Source organism: Leclercia sp. M-A074-M (genome assembly GCF_965195605.1).
Taxonomy (GTDB): Bacteria; Pseudomonadota; Gammaproteobacteria; order Enterobacterales; family Enterobacteriaceae; genus Enterobacter.
Map to the genome: position 1 here is coordinate 67,874 of NZ_CBDAHM010000001.1, position 14,762 is coordinate 82,635.

Here is a 14,762-nt window from a genome sequence, read left to right on the forward strand (position 1 = left end):
TATTCAGTAACTCTGTGCCGCGCGAAGCAGCGCCTGCACCAGCGGCGCAGGACGCCCTGCAAGGGCAGCGCGCTCGTGCTGGAACAGCGTCGCCACAAAGAATGGATGGGTGACCAACTCTACGGCACGGATCTCCCCCTGCGCGTCCCAGCCGGTGACGCGCATATCGCCCTTCTCCAGCTCCTGCGCAAATTCAGGCGAAACGCCATAATTGCAGCGATATTCTTCCTCGATCTCCTCCTGACCATAGGCTTTAGCGATCAGGGTGTTAGCGCGTAGTTCAATGGTATCGGCGACCTCCACCAGCGAGCAGGTCAGGGGGGCAATGACCATTCGCCCTGCGGTATCGGTTTCTGCGTGGGCGGCATCCTGCCAGCCAAGAACGTTACGCGCATATTCAATGAGCGCATGCTGGAATCCGCCGCAGGTGCCCAGAAACGGCACGCTGTTCTCCCGGGCATACCGCGCCGCAATGAACGCAGCGTCAGCATTTTTATAGGGACTTGCAGGAACCAGCCAGATCGCGTCGTAGCCGACCAGGTCTTCCGGGCTGGTTAATTCGGTGGTGGCCAGCCAGTCGTAGTCGGCGGTAATGTCCAGCACCGCGGCGGCATCATCAATGGCGAGAGGAATCGCCTGGTGAGCCGGCACGTCATGATTGTAGTCGCCGACCAGCGCAATTCGGAGGGTATCTTTTTGGGCAGAGAGTTCCATACAGTGATCCTTATGCCAGATAAATATCAGATAACATAAGGCGCGTCAGACTACCGATCTTTCGTTGATATCACAACACCTTAAAATAAGTGGGCAAAAGCGGAAAGCCAACCTGTGATAGCGTTACGATCGTGACCGCCAGCACCGCGTCACCCGGATTAAGGAGCAAGAGAATGATTCAGTGCAAACGACTGTATGACGAGGCAAGCCAGGACGATGGCTACCGTATCCTGGTGGATCGACTCTGGCCGCGGGGCATGAAAAAGGAGGCGTTAGCGTGCGATGAGTGGTGTAAAACGCTGGCGCCTTCCAATGCACTGCGCAAGGACTTTCACAGTGAGACCATCGATTTCGCCAGCTTCAGCAAACATTATCGTCAGGAGCTGGCCTTGCAGGAAGATGAGGGGCGGCGCATTGCCCGTCTGGCCGACAACCAGCCCGTGACGCTGCTCTATGGCGCGAAAGACCGGGAGCACAATCACGCGCTGGTGTTAGCCGACTGGCTGCGTAAGCTGTAATTCAGTCCAGCATCAGCGCGTCGAGAGTTTCAGGCGCCTCTTCAGGAGTGAGCGGCATCAGGTGTTCCGGGCGAACAAAGGCAAAACCGTGCTGGTTATCCACCGACCAGACATCACCGGTCACCAGCCACAGGGGACGTTCTGCCCCTCGCGGCAGCTCGGTCACCACGCCGTTGACCGGGTTTAAAAAACGCTGCCCCGGCTGACAGAGGCTAAACAGCTCCACAGATTTACCAATATTGCGACGACCTGCTGGCGTGCGGGCGCCGATAATCATCGCCAGGCTGCCCGGATTTAACTGGAACATACTTCCTCGTGCTGGATACTGAGAGTTTAAGAATTATCTTAGCAAAGTTTATCCCAGCCGGTCTGCCCTGTCACCAGGGGAGGCGGTTAATCTTTCTCCATGATTTCTTCATTCTGCCAACATCTTTCCTCGCTATAGTGCCATCGTTCTCGCAAAGACCAGAGAACATCATTCCGTAATCAAGCTGTTATTTTCCCCGGCCCTGCGCCGGGGCTTTTTCCTGCCAGAATGTGCCCTTCCTCGCCTGAATATATGAAATGTTGTTAATTCATGTTTTACTATCCGCCGTCAATCTTTGAGCAAATCAGACAGGTACAGAGATCATCTGTAAGGGGAGTTGAGCAGCGTCATGTCGGATATTATTCTTGCCCGTGTTTCAGAAACGCTCAGCACTGAGCAATCACTTGAGGGCCTGGTGCGTCAGCTGCTCGAAATGCTTGAGATAGTGACGGACATGGAGTCCACCTACCTTACCAAAATTGATATCAACGCCCGTCTGCAGCATATTCTCTACGCCAGAAACAGCAAACAGATGCAAATCCCGGAAGGGCTCAGCGTTCCCTGGGGCGACACGCTGTGCAAACGGGCGATCGATTCCGACTGCTTCTATAGCGATAACGTCCCCGAACGCTTTGCAGACTGCGACGCGGCAAAAGCGCTGGGTATCACCACCTACGTGAGCATACCGGTTCATCTGACGGATGGTTCGCTCTATGGCACCCTCTGCGCCACCAGCACCCATAAACAACCGTTGAGCGAACGCGGCGAGCAGGTCTTAAAGCTCTTCGCCGGGCTCATCGCCCAGTACATTGAGAAAGAGTCGCTTGTCCGGCAGTTGCGTGAAGCTAACGCCGCCCTGATTACCTGGTCCTATACCGATGCCCTGACCGGGCTGCCTAACCGTCGCGCGATTTTTGAAAATCTCACCACCCTCTTCTCGCTGGCGCGTCATCTGAACCGCAACGCCATTATCGCCTATATCGATCTGGATAATTTCAAACTTATTAACGATCGCTTTGGCCATGAGGCTGGCGATCGGTTCCTGGTGGAAGTGGGTAAACGGTTGAATCAAGGACGCGACGAGGATGATATCGTCGGCAGGCTGGGTGGCGACGAGTTCCTGGTGGCCTGCCTGAGTCATGATAGCGAAAGCGGCGAGCAGACGTCGCTGACGGTGCTGAAGAGACAGCTGAGCGCACAGATCGCCGGGGAGTACTGGCTGGGTGATGTGCATCTGGTCTACCCGGGCGCCAGCCTGGGGGTGATTGAGGTGGATCCTGCCAGACTGGATGCAGATAGCGCACTGCGGGTAGCCGACGCCGCCATGTACAGCGATAAAAAAGGGAAACGGAAAACGCCCTTTCTCAATATCGATTAACCCCGTACACTCGACGGGTTTTGTATTTCAGGACAGGTGATAGCATGCGGCTTGGTATTCTGTTCCCGATCGTGATTTTTATCACGGCGGTGGTGTTTTTAACGTGGTTTTTTATCGGCGGCTACGCTGCGCCTGGGGGATAAATGAGAAAAACGACGATTATTATGCTGATTGTCGCCATTGTGGCCGTGGCCGGAAGCCAGTTAGGCTGGTGGTGAATCGCGAAAAAAGACCGCCCATTGGCGGTCTTTTTTCTGAAGTGTGTCGGGTTAGCTTCTTACCTTACGGTAAATAAACAGCACCACCAGCGCACCAATTACTGCAACCATAAAGCTGCCGAAGTTAAAGCCATCGACTCTGCCGAATCCGAACAGGGTACTGATCCAGCCACCCACTACGGCACCGATGATGCCCAGAATGACCGTAACGATGAACCCACCGCCATCTTTGCCCGGCATGATCCACTTCGCCAGAATACCTGCAATAAGCCCAAAGATAATCCAGGATATGATTCCCATAACTGCTTTCCTCTCTGTATGGTTTTTGTCGTCAAATCAAGTACACAGAAAGCTTAGCACAGGATTCAGAAATGCAAGTTTGTGATAGCCATCACGTGAAGATTTTAAGATTAAGTCCACAAACGGCGTCCCACACAAAAGATGGGGTTGTAATCGTTAATGAGAAATATTATCTTTCTCAATACTGAATAGTTGAGCAAATCACTCAGGTATTCAGTACGACATTGCTCACATTGCTTCCAGTATTACTTGCCCACGTTTCGTGGGCTTTTTTTTGCCTGTTATCCTGCGATTTGACGTTCTGGGATTTGCGATTACGCTTATTAGCACAATCCCAGTACAGCCATAATGGTATTGATAACATGAATGTTTCCAGCAGATTCGTGATTTGTATTAACCTTGTTTGTGCCAGTTCCTTGTTGCTTATACTTTCGGACAAATTTAACTGGTTTTAATGTGAGCAGGCCCGGCATCCGTCGGGTTTCATCTTTTAATCATCCCCTTCGATTAAAAAACCTGCCCGACGTATCGCCTCTTTACAGTCGGTGACGCCTGCCGCGTATCCGGCCTCGATATCGCACACCGGGCTGGCGCTGACATAAGGGAGCTTCACTTCGGTTGCGAGAAGCTGCTTCAGGCGGGCGTTCTCCTGACGGATAGTCAGAAGTTCGGCGGCAAGCTCTGCTGGTGTTGCCGCCAAGAGTTCACCTGCGGCAATGCGGCGAAGCGCTGTCTCATCAAGCATTATTCCTCCTGCGTAACCATAAAAAACGGGCACCCATCGGCTTCCTACCAAGCACTATTTCCAGAAAATCTCTCAATCATCCAGTCGATGAATATTCTCAATCGGCCATTTAACGGCTTTGTTGGCGGGAAAATAATAGAGACAGGAAATTGTCTGTGCGTCAGGTCTTCAAGAACAGGAACAAGTTCACCCGATGCTATAAAGCGACGGCTTACGGAAGCATGTGTTTGCCCTATGCCCATGCCGTGGACAAGCATACTTATCAGCGCGGCACTATCATTCGCGGCGATATCAAATGCTGCCAACTGTTTTTCGCCTCCCCTGCTCATGAAACGCAGAGGCCAGGCCTCACCGGTTGCAGCACTGAAATAGCCGACGATTTTATGTCCATTTTCAAGGTCAGTCAGTTTTTTGGGAACGCCATACTGTTTCAGGTAGCCGGGGCTTGCACAGGTGATTAAGCGATCTTTATACAGCGTTCGCGCAATCAGAGAAGAATCCGTCAGCTCACCTGCGCGAATGGCGCAGTCTACACCTTCCTCTATGAGATTAACCGGGCGATCGCCCACCCCAAGCGCCAGCTGTATATGGGGATAGCGTTCACGAAACTCTTCGAGTACCGGCATCAGGACAAAATTCGCCAGCGAGGAGTGAAGATCAATGCGCAGCCTTCCTTTCGCGGCGGCGCCCATATCCCGAATGGCGCCTTCGGTTTCATCGAGTTTAGTGACGAGCTTACTGATCCTTCTGTAATACTCGGCACCCTCAGTCGTTAAGGTGACAGTACGTGTCGTGCGCTGTATCAGCTTAGTGCCTATATGTTCCTCTAATAATTTGAGATTCTTACTGACAGTGGAGCGCGGCAAATCCAGGTGTGCTGCGGCCTTTGTGAAAGAGCGCGTCTCTACGATGCGCTGGAATATACGTATAGCTAACAGATGATCCATGTCTCTATTTTAAAGTATGCCATCTGATTGTGCACACATATGGAAACTGAAGTCGTAAATCGGGGGCTTATCCGTGTGGCAACTCCAGCTATCCTGCGGTCATGAAATTTGCCGAAGGAGAGTAAAACCATGACTGACGTTACTGCAAAACAACAGGCGTTGCTGGAAGCCCGATACGGTGTTGAGCAACCCAAACCAGACAACATTATCTGGACGCCGCAGGTTGAAGCCCTGCTGGGCCATAAATCTGTCAGGACATTTTTGCCTGAACCTCTCCCGGATGGGGCAATAGAGACCATGGTCGCTGCGGCGCAATCAGCCTCAAATTCCTCTGCCCTGAATCAGTGGAGCCTGGTAGCCGTTACGGACCCGGCGCTTAAACAGCGTATTTCAGATACCGTAGCACGTTCAGTGCCCGTGGACCGTATCCCGTGGATTGAGGAAGCACCCGCCCTGCTCCTCTGGGTAGCAGATCTGTCGCGAGGTGCAGGAATAACAAAAGATGCCGGTAAAGAGCCTGTTGTGCTCGACTACCTCGACTCTTTCCTGATGGCATCGATTGATGCCGCGCTTGCCGCCCAGAACGCTGCCGTTGCAGCGGAATCCATAGGCTTAGGAATAGTCTATCTCGGGGTGATGCGTAATATTGCCAAAGAGGTGGCAAATATCATCAACCTGCCTGAGTACAGCTTTGTCACGTTTGGCATGGCAACCGGGTGGCCCGACAGAGCCAGAACCAGCAGCATTCGCCCGCGACCGGCTCAGCCAATGGTACTCCATTACAATCACTACCAACAGGATCGCTATCGCTCGTACCTTGAAGGCTATGAAAATGCATATCAGGCATTTCGTCGTCGCCAGAATATGCGCGACAAAACCTGGGCCGGCTCCGTCGTTGATTCCGCGACCAGCCTGGATTATCTCGGCGGGCGAATCAATTTACGCGAAACGGTCATGCAGCGCGGTTTCAAATTAAAATAACCGGGGTTTATCGGCCTCAAGCTCAATTCAGGGCTCATTTATTTGAGCCCTCTGCGGTCTGGCTTAAGATCTGCTGTACGCACAAAGTGAAACTAAACCAACGGGTATGATTTCAGGCTTTAGCGAGCGGCTTCATGCGGAAACTGATGCCCATCCGATTGATGGCATTCATGGTGGCAATCACAATGGTCAGTTCAACCAGATTTTTTTCACCAAATAGAGCAAGCGCTGCGGAATAGGCTTCATCAGAAGCGTGTGTTTCACTGATAAGGGTCACTTCTTCTGCCCATGCAAGCGCAGCTTGCTCCACATCCGAGAAAAGGTAGGTCGCTTCTCGCCACACCGGCACCAGGACCAATTTTTCGACGGACATGCCGCTTTTGATAAGGTCGCGCGTATGTATATCAATGCAGTGCGCACAACCGTTAATCTGTGAAACACGTAAAAAAACCAGATGAATCAGATCGGCAGGCAAATCTGTCCCGGTAGTAGCGTAATGATGAAGTGCTCCCATAGCCTTTCCACCCTCAGCAGAAATCTGAAACCAGTTTGGACGCTTCATGCATATCTCCTTTTTTGCGATGTTCGGGTAAGCCTGTGTTTGTTATTAAAATATCAAACATAGCCGCGACGACGGATGTGCATCAGCACGTCTGTCCGGACGTTGCGATATTAGCCATTCATGGCATCAATAAAAGAGACAAAGAGGGAGTAAGAAGGTAGGGCATCCGCAGCAGCGCAAGAATGCTAATAAAAAACGGGAGCCATCAGGCTCCCGTTCACATACAACCCGAAATCCGGATTACATGTTTTCGATGATCGCGTCACCAAACTCTGAACATTTCAGCAGCTTAGCGCCTTCCATCAGACGTTCGAAATCGTAGGTTACGGTTTTGGCGTTAATCGCGCCTTCCATACCTTTAACGATCAGGTCTGCGGCTTCGAACCATTCCATGTGACGCAGCAGTAGTTCCACGCAATCATTGTAAGCCATTACTTTCTATAAGAATGGTAACACAAAAACAGATTTTATGGCTTGTTTGACCTGCTTTATAACTCCTTGTTTTTGCCATAATTGCTTAGAGTTTTGATAACCACTTTTTAAGGCTAAAAGTGCATTACCTGCTCAAAACTATTTTTGCCGGGGCGAGTTAAGATAGGCATCGTAACGCCATGCTGCGGGCGTTAATCCCGTTCTTTTTTTGAAGAGCCTGGTGAACTGGCTAAGATTCGCAAAACCGCACTCTTCAGCCACCTCTTTCAGTGATTTCGTTTTCTGTGCCAGTAAGTGGCAGGCATAGTCTGTTCTCAGATGTACGATGGTCTGCCTGACGGTTCTGCCCGTCTCGCGAATCATCATTAAATCAAGGGTTCGCCTGTTTAACCCGAAGCGCGACGCGATGGCATCCGCCTCAAGGCGCGTGGCCAGATTATTTTTTAAAAACTGAAGAGTTGATGTAACCTCTGTGGACATGGAAGTAAGGGCCCCGTCCGAATTATACTTAGCCTCCTTACTGACTATCGCGGTGCTTAATTTTTTTATTTCGCTGATTCTTTCCAGTCTTTTTTGCCCAATGAGCTCGGCTATCTTTGAAGCAGCATGCCCTCCCGTACACAGCCATATGTCACCTCTGGTTAAAACACCGGTATGAACTGGAATGGATTCAGAAGAATAATGCTCACCTGAACGCCGGGTAGCATTAAAAGCAGCCAGGGTAAGTTCACTGATGAAATCATTTTTTGCCAGGTGAAAAGCGGCGTGGTCCATACCTGCGACGACCATTCCCTTTTTGAGTGCCTTATCGATAACTGGTTTCAGATAAAACGCGGGCTGTTCATTATCGTGACCGGACCTGCTGCCGAAAATGATTAAGTAATGGCTAATACCCGACACCAGTTCCTGTGAGTTCAGAGTCAGGCTGGTTTTAACTTGCGTACCACAGGCTGAGGTTACAGGCTCATTATCAGGTGCAACTAAATCCCAGCCAAAGGTGAGAGACGTTTCTCCATCACCAGGAGATTGTAATGAAAGCAGGTGCTCCAGAAAAACTCCCATGGACAGTAATGAAAACCCCGGAAGTAAGAGCAGTTTAAGGGATAGTTTTGTGTGGTTTTTTCTGTGTGGTGCCAATGCTCAGCTATCCGTTATCAGATTATGATTACCGTATAATACTGGAAAAACCTTAAAGAAATCATCTTATTAAATTCACATTCTTTCTGAATGAATATCTCCCGGATGAAACTTTAACTATTTTTTGATCATCGTGGCGGCTTGTCTATACCACTTGTTTAGGCCATCGTCTTCTGCGTGGCGCAGGAAGGATGGAGCGCGCGGTGAGCCGGGTTCCGCATACAGAACATAACGCACCGTGTGGCAGATTTTGCACGGGATTGAAGGAGGTGAAAAAGAACCGGTTGCTTTTACATGCAGGACAGATGAATTTCATAACGGGTACAACGCCTCACGCCGTTTGCTGAACTGACATCATACACAGTTTCTTTATAACTAAAGGTGCAATGATTAACATTTCTTAATGTTTTCGTAGCCAGGCTTAAAAGCACTAACTAACAAATATGGCCAAGTGCAATGAGCCAGCAGCGCTAGCAGTTTATGGTAGAGCCACGCGTCATCCGGGACGATTTAATGTTGCTCCGGACCGCACCAGATATTTAATAACGTTCTCAAAAGATTGATAAGACCCGACACGATAAGCACAAACAAAACGGCTAACAAAGCAAAACTTGCCATCTGAGCCTCCATCAGGGCCGTAAAAAAAAGCCTGCTGATTAGGCAGGCAAATGAAATCAGCACAAACAAACAGCTTAAGGTGCCGGGTGCCTCCCGGTGACTCGTTACCAGTTATACGAGCCGCAAGCATATCTGCACTTAGCAGTTAACTGGATTGCCCCGCCGCACAGGGGGATTCACCTCTATTAATTTTAGATGATTTTAAACGAAGCGCTAATACTCCCTACCTAAAGTAATGGCTGATGCTGCCGATATGTTAACGACCTGCGTCATGAGCGCGGGATTGATAACAAAACTTATGGAGTTACGCCCGCTCCCGTGCGGGCTTTTTTTCTATCCTGAGTTGTTCGCTGAGACAGCTAATGATAATTACAGCTGAACATCCGGCTGCCGTTATGCTTTCAGCGCCTGAACCTCAGCCTGCAACTGCGCGACCTGCGCGATCAGTGTTTCGATTTTGGCAATCGCGTGATGCAGCGCCAGCGCCGTATCCATCATGACGACGTTGTTATCCAAAGCCAGTGTGTCATCTTTATCACAACGATTTCCCTCTTCGTCAAATTCAGGCGCCGCAGGAACCAGCTTCCCATACTCGCTGTCGATATCCCGCAAAGCGTCCTGGGCGATGATCCCCCGGCGCACACGCTCTAAGTAATCGCCGTTATACACGAACGTGCAGGGTTTCAGCTTCCTGATGTTCTCGTAAGATGCCTGGCCGTCGTCATAGGTGATATCGTGCTTCAGAGTGGCATCAGAGGTCGCTGACTTCTGATAGGTGTAGTTGCCAGCAAAGCCGCCATCACCACTTGTCGAGGTGACTAAATCCCCGTTGGCTGGGGTGAAATACCAGTACCGTATCTTGGACCCACTATCTCCGAACTGTGTTAGTGCAGTGTTAGCCCAGGAACTCAGCCCGTTACCAACATTACCCCACATCGATCGAAGGTTATACCCACCGCCATGTTGATACCCCCAGGAAAGGCCAGCTATAGCCCCGTTACCCGGAGAATCCGTGGCGGTCTCCGCGTAATAAGAGGCATAGTGGGCCTGTGCTGAGTTCCACCACGAACTCACGGCTGGACCGCCCATATACAAACGTCCCGGGATTTGCACATTGCCGTTGGACATGAAGTCGAAGTAGTTGTTCTGCGCGGAGTCAGTACCCCCCGCATTTTGCAACACCACCAGTCTGGCAATGGAGTAGTTCCATTCGATGCGTTTCACGATCTGCAGCTGGGCGGATATCTTCTCAACGCCATTTACGGTGTACTGTGACTTTATGTATCCGCCATAAACCGTACTCCCGACCCCCGGCGGAGATGCGTCGTTAATAACTGATGTCCATGCAGCAATGGCCCTGTTTAATTCAGCCGTGTCTATTCTGTTTGCCATAACTTAATTCCTTACGCCCAGACGCGAGCCGGTGTTTTCGGATTAACCACAAAGTCGTTCAGCCCGGATGAATCGAACGAGTCATTCATGACCCGCAAATTGACATGATAGCCGGGTTCGGTGGTGTATTTGATAACTTCGTTTTCTTCACCGGAATTGATAACTTCAGCAGGAACAGTGATAACGCCGACGATATCCAGGCTGATATCAGGGTGATATAAACCTCCCTGTTCTTCATCATCCACAAACCCCGCTGCGATTAATTGCGTGCGCATTTCGTCGGCGTCATTAAAGCGCAGATATAAGTCTCTCATTAGCGGAGTCCATATATTTGGTTTTCTGTCAGTTCACGATGCCAGATGCGTAGATTGCGAATGTAATATACGAATTTGGCGACTGAGTTTGGCGTGTTATTACCTAATCTGGTCGGTGTTTGCGTCGTTCCCACCGGAAGAGACGTTGCCGTGGCATTTTTGCCATCCCAATAAATGGTAACCACATCTCCTACAACTTTATGGACATAAACCCCTGACAGGGTTTGATCCATATTAACTGTGATCCCCCCAGAGCTTCTGTAAGACGCAAGCCGGTTGGATGGCAGAAGTCGGCAAATAATGTCATTGCTTACCCCGCCGTTCCGTAACACCTCCGCATAGCTTGTAGAAGGAGCCATTTTACTTACGAATTCAAACGCGACAGTGCGCTTGAATTTGTCAGCAAGAGTCCGGTATCCGGCATTGATGCTCGACATATCCCATAAATCTGGAGCGCGAGTGACAGTGGCGGATATTGTCTTGATATATGAGGTAGGTGCTGGCGACTCTTCCAGTTGCGCACCCCAGACATATAAACCGGATTTTCCATCACCTGTATAGCTTGCTGTAACACCGTTCGCTAATTGAATACGGATGACTGTACTCTGGCTTGCGGCAGCGATGAACGTTATCCAGACGCGATAAATACCGTTTCCAATATCCTCGAATCCGCGATCAGAATAAGCCGCACCCGTTCCGTTTCCAGACCACGCCCCCGCGACGGGATCAAAGAAAACTCCTGCTGTACTACCAGAAGCAATGCGCAAATATAAATTTCGGGAATTAGTGTGAGCTTTAACAAAAACAGAAAAGCAATAAACTGTATTTGCTGTTAAAACTATATTCCGATCACCCGCATAGTGTTCAGTGTTCGCCGTATTTTCAGTGATAAGCGACATTGTCATATCACCCCTTGGAGAAACTCCGGCATTATTGGTCGCCGTGACACCACTTCCGGCACCAATAGTCTCTGAATACGTATATAGATTAGTTGCACCTGATTCGATCATAAGACCCTGCTTGTCAAAGCGAGGTTCATTAATATCGGCTAACTTCATCAGTCCTGATTTATCGTAATAGGTCCCGGTAGTTGAGCGGGTTAACAGCGCCGATTTTGTTGGCAGCTCCAGTACCTGCCCGGAAATAGTAAACGTGTCATATGGTGCAATGCCTTCCTTAAGCCGCATATCATCATTGAGAGGCAACCAGACGTCTGGATATGGTGGAGCCTCATAGGGTACAGACGTGAGTTTCTGCGCGGCGGCCAAAGATGCAGCGGCACTGCTGGCGCTATTAGCAGCATTGGTCTCCGACGTTTTGGAATTCGTCTCAGACGTTTTTGCGTTCGTCTCGGAGGTTTTGGCATTCATTTCGCTGGTCTTGGCTGCTGAAGCGCTGCTTGCCGCTGCGGTCTTTGATGAATTCGCATTCGTCTCAGAGGTTTTTGCGTTCGTTTCTGAGGTTTTGGCAGCAGCAGCGCTGGCTCCTGCCGCTCCGGCCAGGGCGATCAGCTTTGACCAGCTGGGACCCGTCTTTTTCGAACCGTCTGCCAGGGTTACGGTGACGTCACCGGTACCCGATAAAATTAGGTCCTGGTTGATGATACTGCTTTGCGCCAGGCGAAATCCTTCAGAGACGGCTTTCGCCAAATCTTCATCAAGTGTGGCCATCGTGTTGTCCTTAAAAAAAACCCAGCCGGAGCTGGGTTATTGAGGTGTGGTTATGAGGGTCAGGAGGAGAAAGAGCCGGTGCCGCGCGTTACCGTCATTGTCGGGGCGGTAACACCGACCGACGCATTACTTGAAGTAACGGTGATGCTGGCGTCGATACGCTGGCCGCCCATGCCGGACGCCGCATGTCGGGCGGTGAGCCATACCCCACCAATGGGGACATCGTAGTTAATCGTGCGGGTGTTGCCTGCAATGACCATCTGCACGGTGGCCGTGACCGCACCTGTAATCCCTCGCACGTAGATCATCGCCTCCACAACGGCGTTTTTGCCGAGTCCGTTATTGCTGGAATCGGTGTAATGCATGTTCACGGTCGCAGTTGCGATGCCGTTTGATCTGCCGGTGGCGTCGGGGAATACCCCAGTGTTTGCCACGTCTCCAATGAAAGATGTTGCCTCTACGGTGCCCTTAAAGCTGCCGTCCGTCGCGTAAACCGTCCCGGAAAAACTCCCGTTAGTGGCGTAAACTGTTCCTCTTATTGTCACGCTATTGAAATAGGCAGAGCCGTCTTTTCTAATGCACCAGCCACGCCCGTTCGGGTCCCACGGTCCAAGATCGTTCCAGTCGCTTGAGCTGATCTGGAATCCGATTTTGGCGTTATCAATCGAGCCATCCTGGATGAATGCCGAACGCATGAACATCTGCCCACCGGTCGAAGCAAACACCAACTCCTGCCCGTTCGTCGTCGGGTTATAAACCGCGAACGTATCGGCAGAAATCAGGAAGTTTGAAGCCCCTGTACCGTCAATGCCCAGCTGGATACCCGCGATGCGTTTGACACCGTTCGCTTCCACCTGGACTTTAACGCCCCATTGCGCGTTCAGCTTACCGTTGATGTCAGCAACAGCCTGGCTGGTCGTCTGGACGTTAGCGTTGGTTTGCCCAATAGACGCTGTGACCTTCTCAATGCTGGTCGCGGTAGCGCTCCCCAGATCCGTAACGGCTTTATCAATGCGCGTGATGGCGGCGGCGTTAGTCTGCCCGTTTTGCTCAACCGTGGCTTTAAGCGTAGTGACCTGCTCCGCCACAGCGCTTGTGGCATCCGCGGCGGTCTTCCGGGTCTCGGTGATCTCGGCCATCGTTTTCGTTTCGCCAACGGCAAACGTGACGCGCTGATCAGAGAACGCCATGAAGTTGGCGAGCGCGTTACTGACACTACCAACAATACCGGCGTCGCGGCTGGCAGTGTTACCGTCCACATCCACTTTCAGGCTGTCGATACGACGCCCCAGCGCACTGTCTGCATCCGTACGGGCCGTGGTTTCCGTGCTGATGTCAGCCGTGTTCTGGTCGGTGGTAGCCTTTACCGCAGCCAGCGCGGTAGTCTGCGCTTTGTTGTTATCAGCGACGGCTTTATCGATGCGCGTGATATCGCCGGTATTTTTCCCGACGGTGGTCTGCAGGCCCGACAGCGTTGTAGCCTGCGCCTCCTGCTCAGTCGTCAGCGTTGCCAGCTCCTGCGTCACGCTGGCTTTGTTGGCGTTAACGGTCGCTTCCAGCGCCGTCCTGGCTGTCACCTCCGCTTCCTGCGCCGTGATGCGCGCCTGGCGTTCATTGTAGAGCAAGCCCGAGGCCAGCTTCGACGGGTCATCACCGGTATAACCGCCCCGGATCTGCGCCGCCAGCGTCTCGCGCGCTGTGGCTTCCGCCTGGTCGCCTTGGACACGGGCTGTCGTTTCTGCCTGAAGGGCCGCCATCCCTGCACCGGGAGTAGGCCGTCCGAGCGCTACCCAGTCAATCAGGTAGTAGTTCGTCGCATCCTGCTTAGTGGACAGATCCAGCCTGAACTGATTCATCGTGGCTTCAGTCAGCCAGGGGATATTGTCGAACTCCAGCGTGGCGATCCCGTTGGCGTCGTATGCAGGCTCGCCGACAGTGAGCATGTTGGTGTCGTTGAAGCCACCGGTACCACGCCACCGCAGCTGCCCCGCCCAGCCCGGCGCCCCGAACTTCCTGATGCGCATTTTAACGAAGCGATAGGACGACGAGTTAACACCCAGTGAGCCGGGAGACGCCACCCAGGGATCGGTAGCATGGTTCGCCGGGCGTATCCAGCCGTCAACAAAGGTCGGGGTCCCGTTCCCGGTCCAGCCCTCCACTGTCGAATCGAAATACCAGATTTTGAGTGGATCAAACTGTGCGCCAGTACCCGCAGAAATCTGCGCCATCATCTGCGCCAGTGATTCGGTGGTGGTCTGGATCGTCTGATTGACGTTACTGATATCCGCGACGCGCGCGTTCTTTTCGGTCAGCAACGCCTGGCCACGTGCTGCCGCTTCGTCGGTGATGGCTTTTTTACGGTCCGTGACCTCCTGTGCCAGGCCTGCTTTGGTTGCCGCCGACTCTGTCGTAACTGCGGTGATGTCGTCGCGCGCTGACTGAATATCGTCGCTGAGATCGGCAATATCCGACACGAGGTTTTTATAGCCCTCGGTCTGTTCAAGCGTGTCGCCGATCATGTCGAGATAA

General features: G+C 51.8%; 17 protein-coding genes and 1 pseudogene. 6 read left to right on the top strand and 12 right to left on the bottom strand.

The features are described from left to right. Positions 1–3: 3 nt before the first annotated feature. Positions 4–714: a CTP synthase gene (locus ACOKCT_RS00350; protein ID WP_263950939.1), complete on the bottom strand. Its 711-nt coding sequence runs from the start codon at positions 712–714 to the stop codon at positions 4–6. Between the two features lie 173 nt (positions 715–887). Here ACOKCT_RS00350 and ACOKCT_RS00355 point away from each other — a divergent pair, with 173 nt between their 5' ends. Next, positions 888–1,232, top strand: a complete 345-nt coding sequence (locus ACOKCT_RS00355; protein WP_263950940.1) for a DUF488 domain-containing protein — start codon at positions 888–890, stop codon at positions 1,230–1,232. Position 1,233: 1 nt separating this feature from the next. Here the strand turns inward: ACOKCT_RS00355 and ACOKCT_RS00360 are convergent, their stop codons facing one another. Continuing rightward, a complete protein-coding gene (locus ACOKCT_RS00360) occupies positions 1,234–1,539 on the bottom strand; it encodes a hypothetical protein (RefSeq protein WP_263950941.1) in 306 nt (101 codons plus the stop codon). A 349-nt stretch (positions 1,540–1,888) separates the two neighbouring features. Between ACOKCT_RS00360 and ACOKCT_RS00365 the strand changes: the two genes are divergently transcribed. From ACOKCT_RS00365 to yoaJ, 3 genes are read left to right on the top strand one after another with little or no spacing between them, the layout of a single operon-like run. Then, positions 1,889–2,917, top strand: coding sequence for a sensor domain-containing diguanylate cyclase (locus tag ACOKCT_RS00365; RefSeq protein ID WP_420193039.1), 1,029 nt, complete (start codon positions 1,889–1,891; stop codon positions 2,915–2,917). A gap of 44 nt (positions 2,918–2,961) precedes the next feature. After that, entirely contained in the window at positions 2,962–3,060 is a 99-nt protein-coding gene (locus tag ACOKCT_RS00370) for a YoaK family small membrane protein (protein ID WP_103179242.1), read from the top strand. After that, positions 3,061–3,135, top strand: coding sequence for a protein YoaJ (gene yoaJ, locus ACOKCT_RS00375; protein WP_073885218.1), 75 nt, complete (start codon positions 3,061–3,063; stop codon positions 3,133–3,135). It abuts the gene before it with no gap. Positions 3,136–3,186: 51 nt separating this feature from the next. On the opposite strand, the gene ACOKCT_RS00380 is transcribed toward yoaJ, so the two are convergent. Beyond that, positions 3,187–3,435 (bottom strand): GlsB/YeaQ/YmgE family stress response membrane protein, encoded by a 249-nt coding sequence (locus ACOKCT_RS00380; protein WP_032617669.1) that lies wholly within the window; start codon positions 3,433–3,435, stop codon positions 3,187–3,189. A gap of 362 nt (positions 3,436–3,797) precedes the next feature. On the opposite strand from ACOKCT_RS00380, the gene yncL reads away from it, so the two are divergent. Beyond that, the gene (yncL, locus tag ACOKCT_RS00385; protein ID WP_071886459.1) at positions 3,798–3,890 is read left to right on the top strand and encodes a stress response membrane protein YncL; all 93 of its coding nucleotides are present in this window, start codon (positions 3,798–3,800) and stop codon (positions 3,888–3,890) included. Positions 3,891–3,925: 35 nt separating this feature from the next. On the opposite strand, the gene ACOKCT_RS00390 is transcribed toward yncL, so the two are convergent. Then, positions 3,926–4,180, bottom strand: a complete 255-nt coding sequence (locus ACOKCT_RS00390) for a hypothetical protein (protein ID WP_103179241.1) — start codon at positions 4,178–4,180, stop codon at positions 3,926–3,928. 44 nt (positions 4,181–4,224) lie between these two features. Continuing rightward, complete coding sequence (locus ACOKCT_RS00395) at positions 4,225–5,127, bottom strand: LysR family transcriptional regulator (RefSeq protein WP_159339098.1); 903 nt, start codon at positions 5,125–5,127, stop codon at positions 4,225–4,227. A gap of 129 nt (positions 5,128–5,256) precedes the next feature. Between ACOKCT_RS00395 and ACOKCT_RS00400 the strand changes: the two genes are divergently transcribed. Continuing rightward, positions 5,257–6,108 carry a nitroreductase family protein gene (locus ACOKCT_RS00400; RefSeq protein WP_159339099.1) on the top strand — a complete coding sequence of 284 codons (852 nt, stop codon included), beginning with the start codon at positions 5,257–5,259 and terminating at the stop codon, positions 6,106–6,108. 112 nt (positions 6,109–6,220) lie between these two features. Here the strand turns inward: ACOKCT_RS00400 and ACOKCT_RS00405 are convergent, their stop codons facing one another. From ACOKCT_RS00405 to ACOKCT_RS00435, 7 genes and pseudogenes are all read right to left on the bottom strand, one after another. Continuing rightward, a complete protein-coding gene (locus ACOKCT_RS00405; protein WP_103179238.1) occupies positions 6,221–6,670 on the bottom strand; it encodes a carboxymuconolactone decarboxylase family protein in 450 nt (149 codons plus the stop codon). Between the two features lie 240 nt (positions 6,671–6,910). After that, positions 6,911–7,081, bottom strand: a pseudogene (locus ACOKCT_RS00410) (isocitrate/isopropylmalate family dehydrogenase); the annotation flags it as partial. 159 nt (positions 7,082–7,240) lie between these two features. Then, positions 7,241–8,239, bottom strand: a complete 999-nt coding sequence (locus tag ACOKCT_RS00415; RefSeq protein WP_420193040.1) for a helix-turn-helix domain-containing protein — start codon at positions 8,237–8,239, stop codon at positions 7,241–7,243. Positions 8,240–9,250: 1,011 nt separating this feature from the next. After that, positions 9,251–10,249: a tail fiber domain-containing protein gene (locus tag ACOKCT_RS00420; protein WP_420193041.1), complete on the bottom strand. Its 999-nt coding sequence runs from the start codon at positions 10,247–10,249 to the stop codon at positions 9,251–9,253. Positions 10,250–10,260: 11 nt separating this feature from the next. Then, positions 10,261–10,563 (bottom strand): hypothetical protein, encoded by a 303-nt coding sequence (locus ACOKCT_RS00425; RefSeq protein WP_420193042.1) that lies wholly within the window; start codon positions 10,561–10,563, stop codon positions 10,261–10,263. Next, positions 10,563–12,233, bottom strand: a complete 1,671-nt coding sequence (locus tag ACOKCT_RS00430) for a phage head spike fiber domain-containing protein (protein WP_420193043.1) — start codon at positions 12,231–12,233, stop codon at positions 10,563–10,565. Before ACOKCT_RS00430 ends, ACOKCT_RS00425 begins: the two co-directional genes overlap by 1 nt. Before the next feature lie 59 nt (positions 12,234–12,292). Further along, on the bottom strand, positions 12,293–14,752 hold the full coding sequence (locus ACOKCT_RS00435) for a phage tail tip fiber protein (protein WP_420193169.1): 2,460 nt from the start codon (positions 14,750–14,752) through the stop codon (positions 12,293–12,295). Between the last annotated feature and the right edge of the window lie 10 nt (positions 14,753–14,762).

Excerpts from the sequence above, each read along its gene's own strand:
- ACOKCT_RS00350 (WP_263950939.1), bottom strand. The coding sequence starts at position 714 with ATGGAACTCTCTGCCCAAAAAGATACCCTCCGAATTGCGCTGGTCGGC.
- ACOKCT_RS00355 (WP_263950940.1), top strand. The coding sequence starts at position 888 with ATGATTCAGTGCAAACGACTGTATGACGAGGCAAGCCAGGACGATGGC.
- ACOKCT_RS00360 (WP_263950941.1), bottom strand. The coding sequence starts at position 1,539 with ATGTTCCAGTTAAATCCGGGCAGCCTGGCGATGATTATCGGCGCCCGC.
- ACOKCT_RS00365 (WP_420193039.1), top strand. The coding sequence starts at position 1,889 with ATGTCGGATATTATTCTTGCCCGTGTTTCAGAAACGCTCAGCACTGAG.
- ACOKCT_RS00370 (WP_103179242.1), top strand. The coding sequence starts at position 2,962 with ATGCGGCTTGGTATTCTGTTCCCGATCGTGATTTTTATCACGGCGGTG.
- ACOKCT_RS00380 (WP_032617669.1), bottom strand. The coding sequence starts at position 3,435 with ATGGGAATCATATCCTGGATTATCTTTGGGCTTATTGCAGGTATTCTG.
- yncL (WP_071886459.1), top strand. The coding sequence starts at position 3,798 with ATGAATGTTTCCAGCAGATTCGTGATTTGTATTAACCTTGTTTGTGCC.
- ACOKCT_RS00390 (WP_103179241.1), bottom strand. The coding sequence starts at position 4,180 with ATGCTTGATGAGACAGCGCTTCGCCGCATTGCCGCAGGTGAACTCTTG.
- ACOKCT_RS00395 (WP_159339098.1), bottom strand. The coding sequence starts at position 5,127 with ATGGATCATCTGTTAGCTATACGTATATTCCAGCGCATCGTAGAGACG.
- ACOKCT_RS00400 (WP_159339099.1), top strand. The coding sequence starts at position 5,257 with ATGACTGACGTTACTGCAAAACAACAGGCGTTGCTGGAAGCCCGATAC.
- ACOKCT_RS00405 (WP_103179238.1), bottom strand. The coding sequence starts at position 6,670 with ATGAAGCGTCCAAACTGGTTTCAGATTTCTGCTGAGGGTGGAAAGGCT.
- ACOKCT_RS00420 (WP_420193041.1), bottom strand. The coding sequence starts at position 10,249 with ATGGCAAACAGAATAGACACGGCTGAATTAAACAGGGCCATTGCTGCA.
- ACOKCT_RS00425 (WP_420193042.1), bottom strand. The coding sequence starts at position 10,563 with ATGAGAGACTTATATCTGCGCTTTAATGACGCCGACGAAATGCGCACG.
- ACOKCT_RS00430 (WP_420193043.1), bottom strand. The coding sequence starts at position 12,233 with ATGGCCACACTTGATGAAGATTTGGCGAAAGCCGTCTCTGAAGGATTT.
- ACOKCT_RS00435 (WP_420193169.1), bottom strand. The coding sequence starts at position 14,752 with ATGATCGGCGACACGCTTGAACAGACCGAGGGCTATAAAAACCTCGTG.